Source organism: Pseudomonas sp. GL-R-19 (assembly GCF_019956375.1).
GTDB lineage: Bacteria > Pseudomonadota > Gammaproteobacteria > Pseudomonadales > Pseudomonadaceae > Aquipseudomonas.
The window spans coordinates 71,778-92,595 of record NZ_JAHBDJ010000001.1 but is presented as its reverse complement, the minus strand read 5'-3'; the positions used below and the strand labels follow the sequence as shown (position 1 = coordinate 92,595).

Here is a 20,818-nt window from a genome sequence, read left to right as displayed (position 1 = left end):
ATGGGCGTAGCGCGGCGAAAGGCGGATTTAGAGGTGAGGGCTTCAGTTTTAGTGAAGGGTGATGTTTCTGTGCAGAGCGGTATGTGGCAGGAGTTACCACGCTCCCAGAAATACAAAACGCCCGATGCAAGTGCACCGGGCGTTTTGATACTGAAATGGATATAGACCCATTTCAGAGACAGGCAGATTTGCCCAGTTCAAGACTTTGGAGACAGGTCACGATGGACTGGCTCCTTAGTCGATCAGCTATTGTCAGCGGCCATCACTTGCTGCCTGGAATTGCAAAGGCAACCAGCTTCGAACCAGGCTTCGTACGATAATGCGGGCGCCCACCCTCGGCGACCACTACAAATTGCCTTCCGCTGACCGGACTGCGATAGGTCATGGGCGTGGCATTTGCGCTGGTGGCCAGGCGGCTGCTCCACAGCTCCCGGCCGGTGGCGGCATCCAGGGCACGGAACGTATGCTCTGCTGCACCACCGATAAATACCAGGCCGCCACGGGTCGTCACGGCGCCACCGGCGGTCGGTGTACCGATCGGGATGGAGACCAGGGTCGGCAGACCGAACGGGCCAATGTCACGCGGTGAGCCCAAGGGCTTGGACCAGATGAGCTTGCCACTGACAAGATCAACAGCGCCAATCAGGCCCCAAGGCGGCGCATTGCAAGGAATGCCAAGCTGCGAAAGGAAGTTGACCCGATAAGCACCGTATGGCGTGTCAAGCATAGGCTGCTCGGCTTGTCCCCCAGCGTCCAGACCAGGTGCAATCCTGAAATTGCGTTGCGTTGCTTCTTCGCGTGTCACCAGTTCGATTCGGTCAGGGACCTGAGTCCAGTTGACAATCATCAGCCCGCGATCAACGTCCAGCGAGATGCCATTCCAGTTCACACCACCCATGGAACCGGGATCGATCAAGACATTCTTGTCGAGCGTGATGGGCGTGAACTGGCCCTCGTAGCGCGATTGCTTGAACATGATCCGGCAGACCATCTGGTCGATCGGCGTTGCACCCCACATGTCTTTTTCGCGCAGTTGAGGCCCCCGGAAAGCAGGGAGGTCGACAGAGGCAGGCTGGGTTGGGGACAGCCATTCGCCTTTCGCAATATCACGCTGAGGCACAGGCTGTTCTTCCACCGCCTTGATCGGCTCGCCAGTCTCGCGGTCGAGCACGAAAATCTCGCCGCGCTTGGTCGGTTGGATCAGCGCTGGCCGCATGCCCTTTGCGGTAGGCCAATTCAACAGAGTGGGCTGAGAAGCGACGTCATAATCCCAGATGTCGTGGTGCGTGGCCTGGAATTTCCAGCGCAGTCGACCAGTCTCCGCGTCGAGAGCGATCACCGCACTAGAGATATCCTCGTCATAGGGACGGCGCTGTCCACCGTAAGCATCAGGTGTCGCGTTGCCCACTGGCAAATAGATAAGACCGAGCTTCTCATCCGCGCTGATGGGGGCCCAGCTATTGGGCGTGGAGGGCGTGTAGTACTCTCCTTCAGGTGGTAGGCCGAGGCGATTCGGCGCGCCGGCATCAAAAGCCCAGGCGAGCTCGCCTGTCACCGCATCAAAAGCTCTGATAACGCCGGACGGACCACCCCAATATTGCCCGTCGGGAATGCCGCCACCGACGACAATCTTGCCGCGGATGACTTGCGGTGCCGAGCTGACGTAGAACAAGCCATGTGGGTAAGGTGCGACGCCCTTTGTCAGATCGACCGCGCCGTTGTTACCAAAGCCTGGGCAATACTCACCGGTTTTCGCATCCAGTGCCACCAGCGTGGGGTTGTGGCTGGGGGCGTAGATGCGCTCCGAGCAAAACCCATTGGCGTCAGGCACTTTATAGTACGCCACGCCCCGACAGGGTTTGCCCGACTGCGGTACACCGTTGGAAATGTCGCGGCGCCACAATTCTTTGCCGGTTTCCGCATCGAATGCATGGATGCCGTTATTGCCATCACACGCGTACAGGGAACTACCCATCATGATGGGGGTGCCTTCGATCGCGTTGAGATCGCCGTTAACCGGCGCCATGTCGACTTCCCAGACTTTGACCAGCTTCGAGACGTTGGTTGTGTCTATGTCGGCAAGCGGGCTGAAGCGGGTCCCGCCCTGGTCATTGCCGTAGGCTTGCCAGTCGGTACGTTCGTTGTTGGCCAGTGGCTCAGGCAGTTTCGCTGGCGCCTGCGATTGCAAGCCGCGTCTCAACATCGGAAAGTCCGGTGCATCGGGTCCGAAAGCGTGACTGACGCTCCCCAAGGCAATTGCAGCTACGAGGCCGCCGGCAAACGATGGCCAGCCGCGTGGAAGCTTCCGGGTGTTTGGCAAAGGCTTGAGTCGGGTGAAATGCGGTAGCAGAAGTACTGCTCCGAGAACGAACGGACCAATGAGCCGGGGCGCCAGTTGCCAGCCGTTGTAACCCACTTCCCAGAGGCTCCAGGCCGTGGTCCAGACCAGCGTCGCGGCATAGACCCAGACGCCTCGCGCATCGCCGCGCCAGAGAAATACACCGCTTGCGATGAAGGCCAACCCGGTTATCAGGTAATACGGAGAACCTGCGTCCGCAACCAAGATGACACCGCCAACGGAAAGGGCCAGGCCGAGTATCAGTAATACAATGGCAAAGATACGACATACCCATCGCGAGGCTTTCGTCGTATCGCGCTTGGCATTCAAAGAGCCAGGCTCTGCGCCAATAGGGGTCATAAGGGTTTCTCCATGTGATCAATAGGACACACGTGTGGGGAACAAGCATTGAGACGGCTCATTTGAATGACGCCGGAGGCAAGCCATGGGTAAACACCTTGGCGTTGAATATTGTTGCTCCTTGCCCCTTATCTCCATCACTGGTGACGGAGTACAAGGTGTTCGTATTGGGATCAATGGCGAGGCTGGTCGATAGCAGGTTGTGCCCTTGTTCGCGCCCCGGCAGCAGCACCTGGCCAATAGGGATACCGATCTGGTTAAAGACCATTACACGACCTTGACCATAGATCGCCACATAGACATTGCCATCGGCGTCGACCCGCATCGAATCGGGGGAGGGCCCCGTGAAACGGTAGGGGATGGACGAGCTGATGGTGGCGATGGTAGTAGCGTTGGCCAGGTCGATGCGATGCAGAAGATTGCGCCCAAATTCGGTTGCCCACAGCGTTTTTCCGTCTGGACTTAGCGTAACGCCGTTGGCCATTGAGAGATGCGGCAAAACGACAACGGGAGGAGAAAGATTGGGAGAAACGTAATAGATGCCGCCCTTTGGCTCGGTCGAAATACCTTTGAAGTCACTGAAGTAAAAACCACCTTGCGTATTGAACACCAGATCGTTAGGCATGTAGCCGGCGTCTGGAGTAATGATGGTTTGCATTCCTGTGCCGTCTGGCTTGACCGCGAAAATCGCTCCCAGGTTGCGGTTCAGATCGAGAGCCGCGATGAACAGACGTCCGTCGGGATGAAATGCCAGTCCGCCTGGGAAAAGGTTCTCTATCGTGGCTACGATTGAAAGCTGTTTGGTCGGTGACAGGCGAAGTACGCGTTTACCCGAAACATCACAGAAAAGCAGATTGCCATCGCGGTCAAATATGGCGCCTTCCAGTACCCGACCTTCGTTGGATGCTTTGAACCAGGTTTGGGCGGTAACTGTTGAAAGGCCTCGTTCCGATACTGGGATGGGTACGGGGCCTTGGGTCTGCTTATCGTAGGCCAATGCTGAAGAGGAGGGGAGTTGCTCGGCGTATGCGCCTGTAGTGACTCCGGCGCTAATGACCAGACAGGCCAGCAGGCTGCGGAGCTGGAGTTTTTTGAGCGCTCCATGAACACTGGCGCTGCTTCTTCGATCCGAACGATTCCTACAGGCATGAATGCTTGTCGCGTTTATCGCCGTGTGCGGCGCAGACATGTGAAGTTGTGTCAACGTGGGTAAAGCTGTCGTAGCGAATAGCCGGCTGGGGGGCGCGCCGGATATCGGCGCGACCAACCCTTTGAAATTGAACGTTACGCCAATGCTCATAACGAACTCCATTGTGCAAAGCCTTTTACTCCCCCTCAGGGGCGTAGACTTGTTTATTGTTTGATAGGGTGAATCTGTGTTTCTTGCGCGGTAACGTCGGGTGCACGAACCAGCGAATGTCAGTCCGCCAGAGGGGATCCGTACTTCAAATCTGTTCCCGAGGGTACTGGAGCACGAGGACCTCGGCACCTTCGCCGCCTGCATGGATCTCGAACTTTTCCTCGGTCGATTCCACGACGATCATGGACCAGAGAGGAAGCTCCTCTTCGCCATGCAACACGCTGCCGTTTCCGACGAAAACGTAATAACCCGATGCAATACCAGGGGGCGGACCGTCCACCTTCATACCAGCGCCCAGTCGTAATACCTGAGCGCGCAGCCCATCTGCTTCATCTTCAAAAAGTAGTTCCCAACTCGCTTCTTCACGGGCTTGCATCACAGGTGCAATGGAGAACTTGATGGGCTCGGACGTCAGGTGCCGGCGTTTGCTGGGACGCAGCTGCTCCCGATAGCCAGGTTCACTCAAATAGACCGGTTGGGAGTTTCCGGTGTACATCCGCATGGCGACGAAGGACAGTCCTTGCGGACCCGCCACGATCGGGCCGTAGGCAGTGTGATGGTCTTTGAACTGAACGGTGAGCGGCTCAAGCACCTGACCGCGATTCCCCAGTGTGCCGCTACCGGCGATGAACAACTGAAACATCGACACCCCGTGGAAATGGGGCACTACCGCTTCGTGTGCTCTCAGTTCAGACATTGTTGCCTGAGGGCCTGGGGCCCGCTCTTGGGAGCTCCGCGGGCCAAAGAAGGTCGTTCCCCAATGCTGGTTTCCGGTACCGGGCGAAACGATAACGCTCCGATTTGCAAGGGCGTCTGCCCCACTGCGCGTGTAAATCATCACCAATGCTCCTATTGAATCTGCATGTATGCAGGACAAATCAACCGTCCATACGAGGCAGTTACATGCCCTCGGTCGACGCAAAATCATACTAGCATGTGTTTTGATAATTAGCACAAGTTTCATTGGGTGAAACTTTTGTATCGCTGGAGAATGCTTGGTGAGCGGTAGTGCAAGCTTCTGTCTGGTCGTGCTTTCAGTTTCATTCATCGAAACCTATTCCAAAAATAATTGACTTTCGGCTGGGTGCGGACGACAGTGCGTCGTGGCAGCTCTGCTTTTGGGGAGAGCAGAGAAACGACTGCATCTCTTTACCTCGTCTCCCGATTTTCGATAGCGATCAAGGGCTTCAGTACCGATATGAATAATTACAAATACTTGCTTGAACCACGTTCGATTGCGGTTGTAGGCGTGTCGGAGGATGCAGGGCGTCCCGGCTCTCAGGCAGTGAGAGCCCTGATGAGCAACGGATATACCGGCACGATCTATCCGGTGAATCCAAAATACGAAACCTTTGAAGGTTTGAGGTGCTATGGATCCGTTGCGGAGATCGAAGGTGACGTAGACCTCGTAGTGATCGGCGTCCCGGCGCAGGGTGTTTTAGCCGTGCTGGAATCGAGTGCACAGAAGAAGGTTCCTTTTGCGGTGGTCCTTAGCGGTGGCTTTCGAGAAAGCGGTCCGGAAGGAATCCTTCGGGAGGAGAAAATGCTCGCGATCGCCCGGGCGGCGGGCATGCGTATCATCGGGCCCAATTGCCTCGGTTTTGCCAACATCCATTCACGTGTCTACGCCGCATTCGGCAGCATTACGCGTGAACCGAAACTCGAGAAAGGATCGGTATCGCTGGTGACGCAGAGCGGAGGATTCGGCTATAGCATCGCCCTTGCATGCGCCGAGGCCGGGATTGGTTTCCGTCATGTCATCGCGACGGGCAACGAAAGCGATGTCAACTCGGTACAGCTGATTGAAGCGCTGCTTGACGATGACGAGACACACACCATCGTCGCCTATATCGAGGGAACCAACGACGGTCGTGCCCTGTTGGAAATCGGCCGCAAGGCAACGGCGCGTGGCAAGCCGATCCTGCTCTGGAAGGGCGGCGTCACCGAGCAGGGCGCATTGGCGGCCGCATCGCACACCGCCAGCATGACGGGTGTTTATGATTTCTACCGTGCCCTGTTCAAGCAGACGGGGATCGTCGAGATTAGAGAGATCCATGAAGCAGTAGATTTTCTCAAGGCATTGGAAAGCAAGAAATACCCGGACAACGGTGGTGTCGCGGTGATGGGGGTGTCGGGCGGATCTGCGATCGTATTTGCCGATGCGGGTGAGCCTGAAGGTCTGACCTTGTGTGAACTCGGTAACGATACCCAGCAAAAGTTGCTGGCGGTCGTGCCTAACATCGGGGCCGTCCATAATCCTATCGACCTTACCGCAGGGTATTTTTCTGCGGCCAATGCCCAGAAATTGGAAGCCGCTGTATGCGCGACGCTTGAAGACCCCGCCGTTGGATCGCTTTGCATTAACCTAGCAACCACAGGCGCCTCTGGCAGCCTGGCGGCAGCCCAGGTATTGGCCCGAATTGCCGCGTCGGCGCCGAAACCGATTCTGGTTTTTTCCTCAGCCCCCAACGTTCAGATTGCAGAGGCGCTGCGTGTATTCGCTGAGGCGGGTATTCCGGTGTTGCCTTCGCCTTCGAGAGCCGCCAAAGCCATTGCAATGCTGATGCGATTCAAGCGAACTCAATCGCGCATTCTGCATAAGGAAGGGAATGAGGTGCTCGAAGTTGAGCGAGCGCCTTTACCGCTCAGCAACGCCATCGGCAGTCGAGCATCGTTGTCCGAGGTAGAGTCCAAGGAACTGCTGCGTTCCATAGGTATCCCCGTCACAACCGACCTGATCGTGAAGGGTTTTGACGCTGCGCTGTTCGACAAAGTCAAAGCTCCCCTTGTCGTCAAGATCGTCTCTGCGGACATCGCGCACAAAACTGAAATTGGCGGCGTAAAGGTAGGCATTCGTACCGCCCAGGAGCTGGAGTCAGCGATCGAGCAGGTGTTAGCCAATGCGCAGCAACACGTGCCTGCTGCCCACATTGAAGGTGTTCTCGTTTCTGAGATGGTAACGGGTGGCTTCGAACTGATTGCCGGCGTGGTCAAGGACCCTTCATTTGGTCCAGTGGTTGTAGTCGGAGCGGGTGGGATTTATGCGGAAGTACTGAAGGATTCCGCATGTCGAATCGCCCCTTTCGGCCTGCCGACCGCTATGGAAATGCTCGATGAATTGCAATGCAGTGTGATCATGCGCGGCGTTCGGGGCGCACTTCCCCTTGATGTAGATGCTGTTGCCCACGCGTTGGTGGCGTTATCGCAGTTTGCCTGGGAGCAGCGCAGCGATATAGCCGAAATCGACATCAATCCAATGTTTGTATTGCCCCACGGTGTGATTGCCGCGGACGCCTTGATTGTGCGCGGTTAATGAACTGCCCCCAAGCTTGTCGCGAGAAAGAGCAATGTACAAAACATTTTGTAAAGGGGTGAATCAGTATGAATGACAGCCTGTCTGCCACATTGACGCATCGGGTCAATGTGAAGCCTATCGACCGCACGTTCGAGGCGCAGCAAGACGATACGATACTTGCCGCAGCCCTTAAAAGCGGGTGTCAGCTGCCCTACAGTTGCCAGAATGGCATCTGCGGCACCTGCCGGGCAAAGGTGCTCGACGGAGTGGTAGATCATGCGGAGTCCAGCATGGCGATACTTTCCAACGAAGACCGGCAGCAGGGATACGCGCTCCTGTGCCAGGCAAAAGCTTTAACCGCGTTGACGATCGCCTGCGAGGTGGTAGAAGCAACACAGGACATCCCCATTCGACGGCTTGTTTCCCGCGTCGATCGTCTCGAGCGCCTGGCCGAGGATGTGATGAGAATTCGCCTGCGGCTTCCTGCCAAGGAGTCTTTCAGGTTTTTGCCGGGGCAATACATCAACGTCGTCATGCCTGGTGGCATTCGTCGCAGCTTGTCGCTGGCAAACGTACCCGACGATAACGTATTGGAATTACATCTCAGAAATTACGGTGGCCCGTTTAGCCAACACGTTTTCAATGTCATGAAAGAGAACGACCTGGTGCGCCTTGAAGGCCCGCTAGGTACTTTTTTTGTGCGTGAAGACAGTAGCAAGCCAATGATTTTCGTTGCCAGCGGCACAGGGTTCGCACCGATCAAAGCCATGATCGAACGCGAGCTTGAAAAAGTATCGAGTCGTGAAATAACGCTCTATTGGGGCGGGCGAAGGGCCTCGGATCTGTATTTGAGTTCCGTTGCCGAGGCTTGGACGAAAAATCACAACATCACGTTCATACCTGTCTTGTCAGAAGCACACCCCGACGACCTATGGGAAGGTCGGGTCGGCTTTGTACACCGCGCGGTCATGGAAGATTACGAGGATCTTTCCCAGCATCAGGTCTATGCCTGTGGCGCGCCCGTCGTCGTGCAATCGGCAAGGCAGGATTTTGTGGCGTTACGCAACCTCCCCGAGGAAGAGTTCTTCGCGGACATGTTTGTGTCGGGACAGAAAACGGCCCAGTAGGAATCGTGTCGTGTGTCGCGATTGAAAATAAAAACAAGCAGATAGAGGAATATGTCCGTGAATGAACTAGCCAGCGAGTTAACGGTTGAGCGACATGAGTCGCTCCTGTGGATCACACTGAATCGTGCCGCCAAGGCGAACGCCATGACGGTGGATATGATGGAGCGCGTGACTGCTGCACTGCATGCCGCCGCTGATGACCCGCAGATAAATGCGGTGATGCTGACCGGCTCTGGCGAGCGCGTTTTCTGCGCAGGGGTCGATATTCGTGAACAACCGGCGGACGGTGATACGGCACGCCAGCGAGAACGAAGGTCGTTGGCGTTGGCGGCGCTGCAGGACGCCGTGATGGACTACCCCAAGCCAGTTGTCGCGGTGCTCAATGGTACCGCGACGGGAGGCGGCGCGATGCTTGCGCTCCTGGCGGATGCCTGTGTCGCAGTCGATACCGCGAAGCTGTCGCTTCCCGAAATTGATTTGGGTATTGCCACTTTCTCGGGTGCGAACATTCTGGAGGTCATCGGCGGACGCGCTTTGGCTCTTGATTTGATTCAGAGCGGCAGGGCAATGAAGGCTGCCGAAGCATTGGCGAGGGGGCTGGTTTGCGCGGTGGTCCTTCGAGACGAACTCCTTTCGAAGGCTTTAGCACTGGGGCAGGCGTTGGGAGCAAAGAACCCGCGCACATTTGCCGAAAACAAGCGGTGGCTCAATCGTTCGTTGAGAGCTGCATTGTTGCAGGCTCGAGATGAGCATGCACGACACCGTGCGTTGACTCGAGCCGAGCAATAGCGCAGCGCGCAATAAGCGTGGCGTTGCAACTGGCGGCGTGTCCATATCGAACTGAGGGAATATGATGTCTGATCTAGAAGTCAGTACCGTTGGCCGGGTAATGGTAGCCCGGCTAAACCGGCCCGAAAAAAAGAACGCCTTGAGCGAGAGTATGCTGGATTCACTTCGCACTGCATTGCTGGCTGCCGATGAGAATGATGACATCGGTTGTTTCGTCATCACCGGTTCCGGTGACGCCTTCTGCTCCGGAGGAGACCTTGGCCGTCGCGCCGCGGAAAGCGCAGAGGGAGACCCGACGCCGCTCGAGCGTAAAATCAGATTGCAAAAAGTCACCCACCAGGTGGCATTGGCGATCGAGAACTTCGAAAAGCCACTCATCGCGGCGGTAAACGGCGCCGCAGTAGGCGCGGGCATGGATCTTTCGTTGCAGTGCGATTTGCGTTTCGCAGCAAAGTCAGCTCGATTTGCTGAAGCTTATATTCGCGTTGGCCTGATCCCTGGAAATGGCGGCTGCTATTTGCTGCCGCGCATAATAGGTACCGCAAAAGCCCTGGAGTTGTTATGGACGGGCGATTTCGTCAGTGCTGAGGAAGCGTTGGCATTGGGCATCGTCAACCGAGTATTCAATGATGACGAGCTCATGCGGGAAACGCTGGATTTTGCTACGCGCCTGGCGGATGGCCCTCCCATCCAGCAACGCAGCATAAAGAAGCTGTTATACCAATCGCTGCGGACTGATTTGCGGACGAGCTTGGAGTCGGTGGCTGCGCAGATGGCCGTGGTGCAATCCACGGATGATTACAAAGAGGCCATCAAAGCTTACAAGGAAAAAAGGAAACCGCGGTTTATCGGCAAATAGCGTGTCGTGCCTGGACCGACCGGTCCAGGCATCGTGGTGATAGTGGAGGTATCCGATGGAACTGCGTCAACTGCGCTACTTTGTCCGGGTAGTTGAGTGTGGAAGCATGGGGCGAGCAGCGCTTGAACTCGATGTTGTCACCTCGGCCCTCAGTCAACAAATAAGCCGACTGGAGAATGAACTGTCCGTTCGGTTGTTGCTAAGAAAGAAGAGCGGCGTGCAGCCTACCAGCGCCGGATTGGCATTCTGGCATCGAGCACAACTGGTGTTGCGCAACGCAGAAGATGCGGCCCATGCGGCCAGGACTGGACGGTTCGCCGGGCATGTCACAGTGGGATTGGCTCCAACGACCTCAGGCGTGGTTGCACTGCCGTTCATGGAGGCGATGCGAGAAAGGTACCCGGATATTTCCCTTCGTATTGTCGAGGCGTTATCGGGCAACCTGGAGCGGATGCTGAGCGCTAGACAGATTGATCTTGCAATATTGTTTGGCGCTGATCATGGGCGCAGATTCAGCACTCAACCACTGGTAAATGAACGTCTTTTCGCTATTTCCGCAGCTGACTTTTCCCTGGTCCGCAAGAGTGAAGCGCTGTCAATCAGTGAGCTTTCTAATGTCCCCCTCATATTGCCCGGCAGTACGCATGGTCTCAGGGCGCTGATAAACAATGCTTTTGAAAGAGAAGGCTGCACGATGAACGTCATCGCAGAGATCGACGGACTTGCGATACTCATGGACGCGGTGGGGGCGGGGCTGGGGATGACGGTGCAACCTAGCGCGGCACTTGCAAGGCATGACAAAGACCGTTTCGATACGGTACCCATTTCCGAGTTCAATTTTACCCGCTTGAATCAAGTCGCCAGTTTGTCGGACGATGAGTTGTCGCCGGCGGGTTTGGCAGCGCGTGTTGTTTTGGCCGACGTCGTTCGCACGTTGGTTTCGGATAAACATTGGCTGGGAACGCAATTGGTAACGGTGCCCGACTGAACAGGGCGCGGTCGCCAGCGGTCTCGATGTGCCTCCGTTCTCGAGTTCGGTGGGTGGAACTGAAGTTGGCGAGTGAAAAAGCGTCATGCTAGTATGTTATTTTGAGACTGATTCTCGTTTGTTGGCGAATGAAGCATTTCGTGTCGAGGAGGATCGTTACGATCAACGATTATGATGGGGTTTTTCAAGAATGATGCGCTCTGTGCAACGTATCTTGGCAGTTTTCGAAAGCTTTAGTTCAGACCGCAGCAGCCTTACACTTCAAGACATTGCAGACCGTATCGAGCTACCGAAGTCGACGACGTTTCGTATTGTCCAGAGTCTTGAAAAGGCTGGCTACCTGGTACGCCTCGAGCAGCAATATTGCTTGTCCTTCCGGTTCACGCGCTTGGCTGGCCTGGTAAAAAGTACCTTGGGTATTCGTGAGATCGCTCGCCCCGTATTGCAGGAACTCGCGGAGCAGACTGAAGAAACAGTCTCCATCCATGCGGTGAGTGATCGCAATCGAGTCTGTCTCGATTCGGTCACGACCAGTTCGGCACCGTTGCGCGCGGTGGTCCAGGCGGGTGAACAGATTCCCTTGTTGGTAGGGTCTGCTTCAAAGGTCCTGATGGCCTATATGCCCAAAGCCCAGCTCACGCCGTTAGTCAAAAATGTTGCCAAAGCGACGAAGCGCACAAATGGGGCGGTGCTCGAAGAGTTGGCCATGATCCGGGAGCAGGGTTACGCAGTTTCCCATGGGGAACGGCTGTTAGGCATCTCGGCGATCTCAGTGCCCATCAAGGATGTAAATCAAGAGGTGCACTATTGTTTGTCGGTGGGTGCGCCGACTGTTCGAATGAACATGAATGAAAAGGAGTTTATCGAATTGGCGGTCAAAGGTGCCGAAGTCATATCGCGACAATTCGGTGGAGAGGTGGCCTTGCCCGCGCCTACATCCGACTGATGATGTGCGCCTGGCCTCAAGCCTGGATGTCTCGACAGCGGCTCATCGCGAGAGCGAAACGCTCCGCTGATCACATCCATGCGAACAGGCCAGTTGCGACATCCGGGCGAACGACGACATTTCACGATTTGAAGCGCCCCACCAGCCCGTTCAGTTCATCTGACAGATTCGACAACTTGCCGGAGTCATCCTGTGCAGAGCTGGCCAAGCTCTCCACCAGCCGGGCCTCGTCATAAATTTGCTGGATATGCCGATTGATCTCTTCGGCCACGCTATGCTGCTCTTCAGCTGCGGCGGATATCTGCAGGTTTTGATCCCTTATTTCATTGACCGACAATTGGATGCCTTCAAAGCTGTCCCGAGTGCTCTCAATGGACGACACGCTGGCGTGCGAGAGCTCCAGGCAACTTCCCATTTTGCCCATGACCTCCTGGGTCTTGCTGCCTAGCGCGCCGAGCAGTTGCTCGATTTCACCGGTCGAATCGGATGTGCGCTTGGCCAGTGCTCTGACTTCATCTGCCACCACTGCAAATCCTCGGCCTTGATCACCCGCCCTGGCGGCTTCAATGGCTGCGTTCAGGGCCAGCAGATTGGTTTGCTCGGCAATGGCGCGAATGGTGCCAAGGATCTGGTTGATACTGCGGCTGCCGGCTTCGAGCTCTATCATGGACTGCGACGACTCGGTCAGACGGCGTCCCAGGCGATTCACGTTGTCCGTGGTGATCTCGATTTGCTGCTTGCCCTCCGCCACACGGCGATGCCCGTTCTCGGCGGACTCTGCTGCGCCGCTGCATGAGCGGGCCACCTCATTGGCGGTTGCGACCATCTCGTTGAACGCGGTCGACACCAACTCCACCGCTTCGCGCTGCCTCCCGGCGGCCTCGTTCATGTTGTTGGCAACCTCGCTGTTAACCTTTGAGGCGTTTTGCAGATTGCTCGATGCAGCGCCGATGTGTTGGATCAACTGACGTATGGCGGTGAGAAACCTGTTAAACCAGCCTGCCAGTTCGGCGGTTTCGTCGTTACCCTGAAACTCCAGCTCGCGACGTAGATCTCCCTCGCCCTGTGCGATCGATTGCAGTCCGCTGCTGACCCGGCTGATGGGCTTTACGATGGACTTGGAGAATGCCACGGCGACTAGCGCAAAAATAATAGTCAACCCTCCCACGATGAGCGACGTAAGGTAGGTCATGCGAGTGGCCGCGCTCATGACTTCACTGCGCTCGATCAAACCGATATAGCGCCAGCCAAGATCAGGCGACGTCCAGACGTTGGCCATGTAAGAGAGCCCATTGAGTTCAACCTCGGTTGATCCTTGTGAGGTGGCGGCCAACTTTGCATAGGCCGTGCCCAGGTCCTTGAGAGGCTTGAAGCTGTGCGTCGTGTCGCGGGGGTCGACCAGTACGATGCCGTCCTCGACCAACATCACGTAGCCGCTCTCTCCGAGCTTGATGCTCTTGACCTGTTCGGTGAGGTTTTTCAAAGACACGTTCACGGCTAATACACCTTTGACGATGCCATCGCTCGTGATCATTGCTCTGGCCGTCCCCACCAGCGCTGCATCTTCCTTGCCGTAATCATAAGCCGGGTAAAAAGCGGGTGTCCGTACGGTTTTGCCAGGGCTCGCCATCGCCGCTTTATACCAGGGGCGTGAACGTGGATCGTAGTTGGCCAACTGAGGGTCATCTGGCCATTTGGCATAGGAGCCGTCTTCCAGACCGATGGAGAGAATAGCCGCGGATGGGTGGGCTGCACCGTAATGCGCAAACCTTTCGATCAGTTGGTGGGCGGCAGGAGGCAATGGCCGGCTGGCGGCATCGCCGGTCTGGTAGTTCTTCAGTGCGCCAACCGATACATAAACTGGATCGGTTGCCATTTGATCGACATTTTGCTGGCTAGCGTCGAAAAACTGGCGAATGTTGCCATCGATCTGGCGTATTTCCCGCGTACTGCCATCCATAAACTGATCAACTGCCAGCGTTCGTGTGTTGGTAACCGAAATCACTGCGACCAGGCTCACGGGTATAAAAGCGACCAATACGAACGTAAGCACAAGCTTATTTTTTATTTTCATCGTGAAGCCCATAAACAGGGAGGACGGGCAAACGGCCAAATTGGAGCGGTAATCGCCTTTACACCCGATCCTGTTCGGGTGCGATATGTTCGGCGGCTGAGCCGATGAGGCGGACTGTTTCAGTCCGCGCACATCTTGAACCGCTCACCGATTAGTTGGCTGCAAAAAAGAGTTATGTGGAGAGTTCTTGCCGCATTGCCTTCTGGGGCTGCGGTAGTTCACTCGCCTTGCTGTCTGCCGTGTCGACCACCGAGGTGCGCAGGTTTATCCCACGAGTCTCAGGAACAAACTGAGTTGTGATCAGGCAGACCACTGCAATCAACGTAACGTAAAACGCCGGCGCCATCGGAGAGTCAAACGCCTGGGACAGGTACGCAGCGATCAATGGGCACGTTCCGCCGAACATCGCGACACTTGTCTGATAAGAAATTGCGTGTCCGGTTGCACGGAACGATGTCGGAAAAAACTCAGCTGCGGCGACAAAGCTGGCTGCGCCATAAATTCCCAATCCGATTGCGAGAAGTGTCTGCCCACCCACGGCGCTAGCGAAAGAACCCGAGGCAGCCAAATACATGGCCGGATATGCCGAGAGCGCAATCCATACCGCACCGAATGTCAGTACTCGCTTACGGCCATACCGATCGCTCAATAAACCTCCTAACGGAAGCAGGGCTGAAAGTACGATGACTGCGATGGCGTTTGAGATCAAAGCCGACGTGGAATCCAGCTTCCCGACCTTAATCAGAAAGGTGTACATAAAACCGAGCAACAGGTAAGCCCCTACCGAAAAAACCGGTTGGACCATGAATACGTGCAACATCCCCCTCAATCCACCGCAGCGAATGGCCGCTATCAGCGGATTCTTTTTTGTTTTGCTGGCTTTGCTGGCCTGGCGTGCTTGCTTGTACTCTTCAGGCTCATCGATGTTGCGGCGCAGCCAAAAGCCGACCAGTCCGATAATTCCCCCGAGGAGGAAAGGGATGCGCCACGCCCATTCCGAATACGCTTGATCTCCCGCTCCAAGCTGTAGTGCGACGACCAAACCGGCCACGACGGCGTTGGGCAGGTGAGAGAAAATCAGCGTGAAGCCAAGCCAGTATCCTCTGCGGTTCTCCGGCGCCGACTCGACGATGTAGCTGGTCGAGCCGGTCGTCTCGCCACCCAGTGCCAAGCCTTGTGCAATTCGACAGAGCAACAGCAATAACGGCGCGGCGATCCCGATGGTTGCGTAGGTCGGAAGCAGCCCAATAATCGCGGTACCCAGTGCCATGAGCCAAACGGTCATCGCCATGACCCTGATACGGCCAAGGCGGTCTGCTAGATAACCAAACATCAAGCCGCCCAGGGGGCGTGCAACAAAAGCCACTGCATAGACTGCGAACGTGCTTAGAAGCGCAGCAGTTCGATCAGATCCGGGAAAAAAATGGACGGATAAAATGGGTATTGAGAACCCGAATACAGCGAAATCGTAGATCTCACCGAAGTTCCCGATAGCGCCAGCGGCGAGCGATCGCCGAGAGCTAGTCGTTTTCGTCTTCGTCATGCGTCTTCTCCTGTGACAGGATGGTTTTTATTAGTTGATGCAAAGCGGATGCATCAAGACTGCAGGATGAAACAGTGTTGCTTCGCCATCAGGCCTTTAGAGATGTTCGAGGCGTGTAATCAATGTTGCGTTTTCGCCGGATGAATCTTGGTAGTCAGCGGGCGTAACATTTGGGAAAAGCGTTTGCCCGATGACGCAATCCGCTAACGAAGGTTATGTTAGAAAGACGCGTATTGCTGGGGTTTAAAAGCAATACGCGTTCACTATTTGTTAATAGGTTGGCAAGGCTTGCCGGGCCAAGCCGGTCGTGGGCTTGCTTCGCTGAGAAGGTGCCACTGGCATACAGCCGCATCAATACAGACTTGGTTTGCGTATAGTCTTCGATCGATTCCGCGCCCATTTATCGACCATTCAGACTGTTTGTAGCGGCCGATCGCGACATCCTCTCGACCTAGGTAAATGGGATGGACGTGGCGCTGTTTCAGAGGTGTTCTGATGAGTCGTATCGCCGCGAAGGGCGCGGGATCTGTGATGACTAGCGGGGCTATCTGCCCCGCCAGACCTGATCAACGTCTATTACAGTTGGAGGAGGGCTTGAGCTGAACTGCGGAAATAGAGCTGTAGAACGTGCTCAAGTCTTTTATCGGGACTGGATCGCTGATCTGGTGATCCGCTTGCTCGAAGAGGCTTCGTGCCGCATTGGCGATCAACATGGGAGCTCCCAGATCATTGCCGAGCAAACAGGCTGCTTTGAGGGTAGTTGTTTCGCTCGAAAGTGCCGTGTTGTCCAGAGCGTGATCGGATAACAATTGGGTATAAATAGAGCGAGAGGACTCACTCCATCCCGATGTCTTTTCCAGGACAAGTGCCATGTCTTCCAATGTCAGCCCATATCGCAGGCCTGCTGCCGTGCATTCATAAGTAATCGCGCTGCATAGCGATGCGATCGCACCTGTGACCAGCTCGATGGCGTCACCTTCAGGGCGCGCTTGAGGGGTGCTTACCGTATTCGGCGTCACGATATCGCCGTCGTACAGTTTTGTCGCCGCCATGTTTTCGATGAGCCCGACCATGTCTTCGAGCTGCGCGTTTGGCCCCAAGGTGTTGGTTCCGATTTGCAACAATGCCCTGACCAGAGCGGTTAGCGGCATCGGGACATCCCTGGACATTCCCAGCGCGACGGCTTGATCGACGTCTTTGAGCATCAATGCGAGGGCGAAATTGGTTGAAGGTTTTCCCTGTGCAAGCGCGGGTAGCATTCTGTCCGTGGTTTGATTTCGCGCTTTGTTGCGGTTCAACACGTCCGCCATAAGGGGCAGTGACAGGCCGGCTTTTTTTCCCATGGCGACGACCTCAAGGGTCCCGAGCCGGCAGCCGGCATTCATGGCGTTGTTGACCATTTTCATGGCTTGGCCATCACCGACCCTGTCGCCACAACGATATATCGTTTGGGTAATAACTTGTAAAACGGGGAGGGCGCGCTCGTAAACCGTATCCGAGCCCGCAACCATCAGCGTGGCTTTACCTTCGGCAACGACCAGGGGACTTGCAGACACCGCAGCATCCATCATGTCGATACCGCGTTCGGCCAGTTCCTCGGCCATACGTCTGGTCTCACCCGGAATGCCACTTGTTTGATCAATGATCAGCGTACCCGGCACCAACCCCGCCGCGAGTCCGTTTGGACCGAACAGCGCTGACCTGACGTCCGAGCTGCGTGGCAGGCACAGGAAGATGACGTCACACCGGCGAGCCAGGTCGGCCGCCGTGGGCGCGACGTCGGCGCCCAGTTTCTTGAACGTGTCGACGGCGGCCGTGTTGATATCCCACACGCATAACGAGTGAGACAGGAATCGACGAGCGAGTTGACTGCCGAGGGCACCGAGTCCGATGTATCCGATTTTCATTTCCTGTCGCCTCTCTTGTGACCATTCAACCGACGCACGCGACGTTTAGAGGGAATGGTGCAGATAGTTTTATTGTTATGGGTTGCGATGAAAGCGTATTGCCTGAACGCTAAAACAATGACCCGATCATGCCGCCATCAACGCTGATGCTCGATCCAGTGATGAAACCCGCCTGCGTGGATGCGAGAAATGCGACCACGCCACATACCTCGTCTTGCTCCCCCATGCGGCCGAGCGGCGTGAGTTTGCGGCGTGCCTCTGCCTGCTCCGGGGTGTACGCGGCGGTGCCGGTGCGGTGCGATGTGTCGATCAACGCCGGCGCTACGCAATTGACAGTTATGCCAGAGGAGCCCACCTCGTTCGCGAGATGTTTCATGTACGCGGTGACGCCGGCGCGAAAAACGGTTGAAAGGCTATGGTGCGGCATGGGCTGTTTTACCGATGCCGAGGTAATGGCGATGACGCGACCCCATTGCTTCTTGAGCATCTGAGGAACCATTTCCTTGGCTACCTGGATGGTCCCCCAGAGTTGATTTTGATAGGCCTCCTGCCACCGTTTCTCTTCAGTTTCGTCGAGTGTCGCCCGCAGCGGATTGGGGGCCCGTCCCGTGTTCAGGACGAGGATGTCGGTGCCGTTGAACATAGCGTTCACCGTATCGGCGAGGTGCTTTACATCAGCGGCGATTCGCATGTCGCCGGGAACGGCGACTGCACGCACGCCGTGCTTTGCCGTTATTTCCTGGGCGAGGGCGGCCAGTTTGTCCGCCGAACGTGCAAACAGCACCACATGAACGCCCTCGGCTGCCAGCGCGTGAGCAATGTTCTTGCCTAAACCTGCGCTGGCGGCGGTGATTACTGCCACTTTTCCGTTGATCTTCAGGTCCATGATTTACTCCGACACGATGATTTCATTGCCTTCGACGCTAAATCGATGTGGCATGTCTTCGGAGGCCCATTCCAGGTAGGAAAGCACTTCGTGGAATCGAGGATCGTCGTGATTCAGCACTTCAGGCCGATACCGTGCGTCCATGACCATCGGAAGGAACGAAACCTTTTGTATACCGTCTTTGGTCGCCACTGCTTTGGCGAGCAAACTCAACGTACAGGCCTTACCGTAGGGCATAAAAGGATATTCGGGATCGAGGTCCGCGTGATTGCGAACCGCACCGTGAGACCAGGCGGGCTCGCTCCATGAAGGCGCGGGAAACGACTTGGTCATTGCGAACACGCCGAGACTGTAAAAGATGGCCTTGCCCTTATACATCTCGATCGCTTTGGGGATATGCGGTGCGTGGCACACCACCATATCTGCACCTGCATCAATGGCAGCATGGGCTATGGTCACCTGGTAATCGGAGATCACGCGCGGCAGCCGGATGACGCCGGAATGAAAAGCCAGGATAACGACGTCCACCTCACCTTTTAGCTTCTCAATGTCCTCGACCAGATTCGCCAGGTCGCTGGAGTCAGGTTCCGTGCGAATGCGAACGGGTTGGTGGGGACCTCGTGTTTCGTAGGAGGTATTGACCTTGATACTGGTCACTCCAGGCTTTTGCGATCCTGCCTCGCTGCCGGCAGGGCCGAGCGAGGTATAGCCCAAGTAACCGACCTTGATACCGTCGTGTTCAATGATGGCTGGACGTCGTGCTTCTTCCAGATCCCGACCTGCGCCTGTCACCTGGATGCCGCGCGAGACGAAAAAGTCTCGGGTATCTACGAGGGCATCCGGGCCGCTGTCGTAGCTGTGATTGTTTGCCAGGGTCACCGCGTCGAACATGCCATTGGTGAAAATAGCAGCCATTTCAACGGGCTGACCGACCTGAGGTGCATGGTCTACGCGCACGGTGCGGTCCGAGTAGGTACGCATGCAATTGATGAAGCGCATATCGGCCGAGGCAAGAGTAGGCAGGACGAGCTCTGTATACCCTTGCACAGGGAAGCCGTCTTTTGCTCCATGCGTGGGCCCGCAGTCCCCGCCGATCAGTATGGTGGCGTTCGATGTCATCTTCCCTCCTATTATTTTTGTGGGAGATATACGGTTCCATTGATTGGAACGTATGCTGGTAGATAGAACTTATAATAACACTGCCAAAACCGCATGACCACGATTAGTAGAGATATCATGTCGTTGGATAATCAGCCATTCTACAAAGCTAGGTTTTACTGATCGGAACAGGTATCGATGAAAGGAACATGTGTTAATATCGATTCAGACATCCAAGCCGGGCGAGGGCGCTACCCGGTTGGGCGTTCCTGTGGTAGCTCGATGGCCGGGGGGGCTTCTCTAAATTCGACATTGGCGCCTGGCTATGATTTGAAATTAGTTATTTAATTCAATCGCTTACATCAAAATAAAAGAGGGCTGAAATGGCAGACTCACTGGATCAGACTCAAGGGTATACGCCGGCTGGGCGGCTTGCTGGGAAGGTCGCTGTTGTTATTGGTGCGGGACAAAGCCCGGGCGAAGGCATGGGCAACGGTCGGGCAGCGGCCATTCGATTTGCGCGTGAAGGGGCACGCGTCCTGGCCGTTGATCGGCAAATCGAGTCCGCTGAGGAAACTGCAGCGATGATCATTCAGGAGGGCGGCTCCGCCGCTGCCTTTTCTGCGGATGTGACCCGGGAGCACGAGTTGGCCATTGCCATGCAGATGGCGAAAAAACGTTGGGGGTCCCTGGATATCCTGCACAACAATGTGGGCGTCAGCCTCGCCGGTGGCGACGCCGACTTGATGGACATTACCGAAGATCAGTTCGACAACATTTGCCGTATCAATCTGCGGGGTACCGTCTTTGCTTGTAAGCACGCAGTAGCAATCATGCGTGAACAAGGGGGCGGGGTAATCGTCAATGTGTCATCCGCGGCGGCGTTGGGTAAGTATCCCTACGTCACGTACAAGGCTACAAAAGCGGGTGTTATTGCTTTTACCGAGCAGTTGGCGCTTCAAAATGCCCCTTATGGGATCAGGGCAAACTGTATCCTGCCAGGCTTGATCTCGACGCCAATGGCAGTTGAGGCGCGTATTCAAGCGTGGAATCAGACGCGTGAGCAGATCAGCGCGGAGCGCAACGCCAAGGTGCCTCTCGGCCGCCAGGGTACTGCTTGGGACGTTGCGAACGCGGCCTTGTTTCTTGCGTCCGATGAGGCCAATTTCATCACTGGGATCTCATTGGCGGTGGACGGCGGCCGGCTGCTCAATCGTATTTAATCGTAGTCCCCCACTGCCGGCAGTG

General features: G+C 56.0%; 15 protein-coding genes. 7 read left to right on the top strand and 8 right to left on the bottom strand.

Annotation, left to right across the window (positions count from 1 at the left end; translation table 11 throughout):
• Positions 1-262 precede the first annotated feature (262 nt).
• From KGA83_RS00355 to KGA83_RS00345, 3 genes are all read right to left on the bottom strand, one after another.
• On the bottom strand, positions 263-2,698 hold the full coding sequence (locus KGA83_RS00355) for a pyrroloquinoline quinone-dependent dehydrogenase (protein ID WP_223527539.1): 2,436 nt from the start codon (positions 2,696-2,698) through the stop codon (positions 263-265).
• Between the two features lie 58 nt (positions 2,699-2,756).
• A complete protein-coding gene (locus tag KGA83_RS00350) occupies positions 2,757-3,998 on the bottom strand; it encodes an SMP-30/gluconolactonase/LRE family protein (protein WP_223527537.1) in 1,242 nt (413 codons plus the stop codon).
• 145 nt (positions 3,999-4,143) lie between these two features.
• A complete protein-coding gene (locus KGA83_RS00345) occupies positions 4,144-4,701 on the bottom strand; it encodes a hypothetical protein (RefSeq protein WP_223527535.1) in 558 nt (185 codons plus the stop codon).
• Positions 4,702-5,256: 555 nt separating this feature from the next.
• On the opposite strand from KGA83_RS00345, the gene KGA83_RS00340 reads away from it, so the two are divergent.
• The 6 genes from KGA83_RS00340 (at position 5,257) to KGA83_RS00315 (ending at position 12,062) form a co-directional block, all read left to right on the top strand.
• Positions 5,257-7,371 carry an acetate--CoA ligase family protein gene (locus tag KGA83_RS00340; RefSeq protein ID WP_223527533.1) on the top strand — a complete coding sequence of 705 codons (2,115 nt, stop codon included), beginning with the start codon at positions 5,257-5,259 and terminating at the stop codon, positions 7,369-7,371.
• A 68-nt stretch (positions 7,372-7,439) separates the two neighbouring features.
• Complete coding sequence (locus KGA83_RS00335) at positions 7,440-8,480, top strand: CDP-6-deoxy-delta-3,4-glucoseen reductase (RefSeq protein ID WP_223527531.1); 1,041 nt, start codon at positions 7,440-7,442, stop codon at positions 8,478-8,480.
• A gap of 57 nt (positions 8,481-8,537) precedes the next feature.
• A complete protein-coding gene (locus tag KGA83_RS00330; protein WP_223527529.1) occupies positions 8,538-9,269 on the top strand; it encodes an enoyl-CoA hydratase/isomerase family protein in 732 nt (243 codons plus the stop codon).
• 64 nt (positions 9,270-9,333) lie between these two features.
• Complete coding sequence (locus KGA83_RS00325) at positions 9,334-10,128, top strand: enoyl-CoA hydratase/isomerase family protein (protein WP_223527527.1); 795 nt, start codon at positions 9,334-9,336, stop codon at positions 10,126-10,128.
• 55 nt (positions 10,129-10,183) lie between these two features.
• On the top strand, positions 10,184-11,116 hold the full coding sequence (locus KGA83_RS00320) for a LysR substrate-binding domain-containing protein (RefSeq protein WP_223527525.1): 933 nt from the start codon (positions 10,184-10,186) through the stop codon (positions 11,114-11,116).
• 193 nt (positions 11,117-11,309) lie between these two features.
• Positions 11,310-12,062, top strand: coding sequence for an IclR family transcriptional regulator (locus KGA83_RS00315; RefSeq protein WP_263292449.1), 753 nt, complete (start codon positions 11,310-11,312; stop codon positions 12,060-12,062).
• Between the two features lie 121 nt (positions 12,063-12,183).
• On the opposite strand, the gene KGA83_RS00310 is transcribed toward KGA83_RS00315, so the two are convergent.
• From KGA83_RS00310 to KGA83_RS00290, 5 genes are all read right to left on the bottom strand, one after another.
• Complete coding sequence (locus tag KGA83_RS00310) at positions 12,184-14,136, bottom strand: methyl-accepting chemotaxis protein (protein WP_223527522.1); 1,953 nt, start codon at positions 14,134-14,136, stop codon at positions 12,184-12,186.
• Positions 14,137-14,308: 172 nt separating this feature from the next.
• Positions 14,309-15,679, bottom strand: coding sequence for an MFS transporter (locus KGA83_RS00305; RefSeq protein ID WP_223527520.1), 1,371 nt, complete (start codon positions 15,677-15,679; stop codon positions 14,309-14,311).
• A 566-nt stretch (positions 15,680-16,245) separates the two neighbouring features.
• The gene (locus KGA83_RS00300; RefSeq protein ID WP_223527518.1) at positions 16,246-17,586 is read right to left on the bottom strand and encodes an NAD(P)-dependent oxidoreductase; all 1,341 of its coding nucleotides are present in this window, start codon (positions 17,584-17,586) and stop codon (positions 16,246-16,248) included.
• Between the two features lie 109 nt (positions 17,587-17,695).
• The gene (locus KGA83_RS00295) at positions 17,696-18,472 is read right to left on the bottom strand and encodes an SDR family oxidoreductase (RefSeq protein WP_223527516.1); all 777 of its coding nucleotides are present in this window, start codon (positions 18,470-18,472) and stop codon (positions 17,696-17,698) included.
• A gap of 3 nt (positions 18,473-18,475) precedes the next feature.
• Entirely contained in the window at positions 18,476-19,591 is a 1,116-nt protein-coding gene (locus KGA83_RS00290; RefSeq protein WP_223527514.1) for a CapA family protein, read from the bottom strand.
• Between the two features lie 362 nt (positions 19,592-19,953).
• Here KGA83_RS00290 and KGA83_RS00285 point away from each other — a divergent pair, with 362 nt between their 5' ends.
• Complete coding sequence (locus KGA83_RS00285; RefSeq protein ID WP_223527512.1) at positions 19,954-20,793, top strand: SDR family NAD(P)-dependent oxidoreductase; 840 nt, start codon at positions 19,954-19,956, stop codon at positions 20,791-20,793.
• Positions 20,794-20,818: the final 25 nt, after the last annotated feature.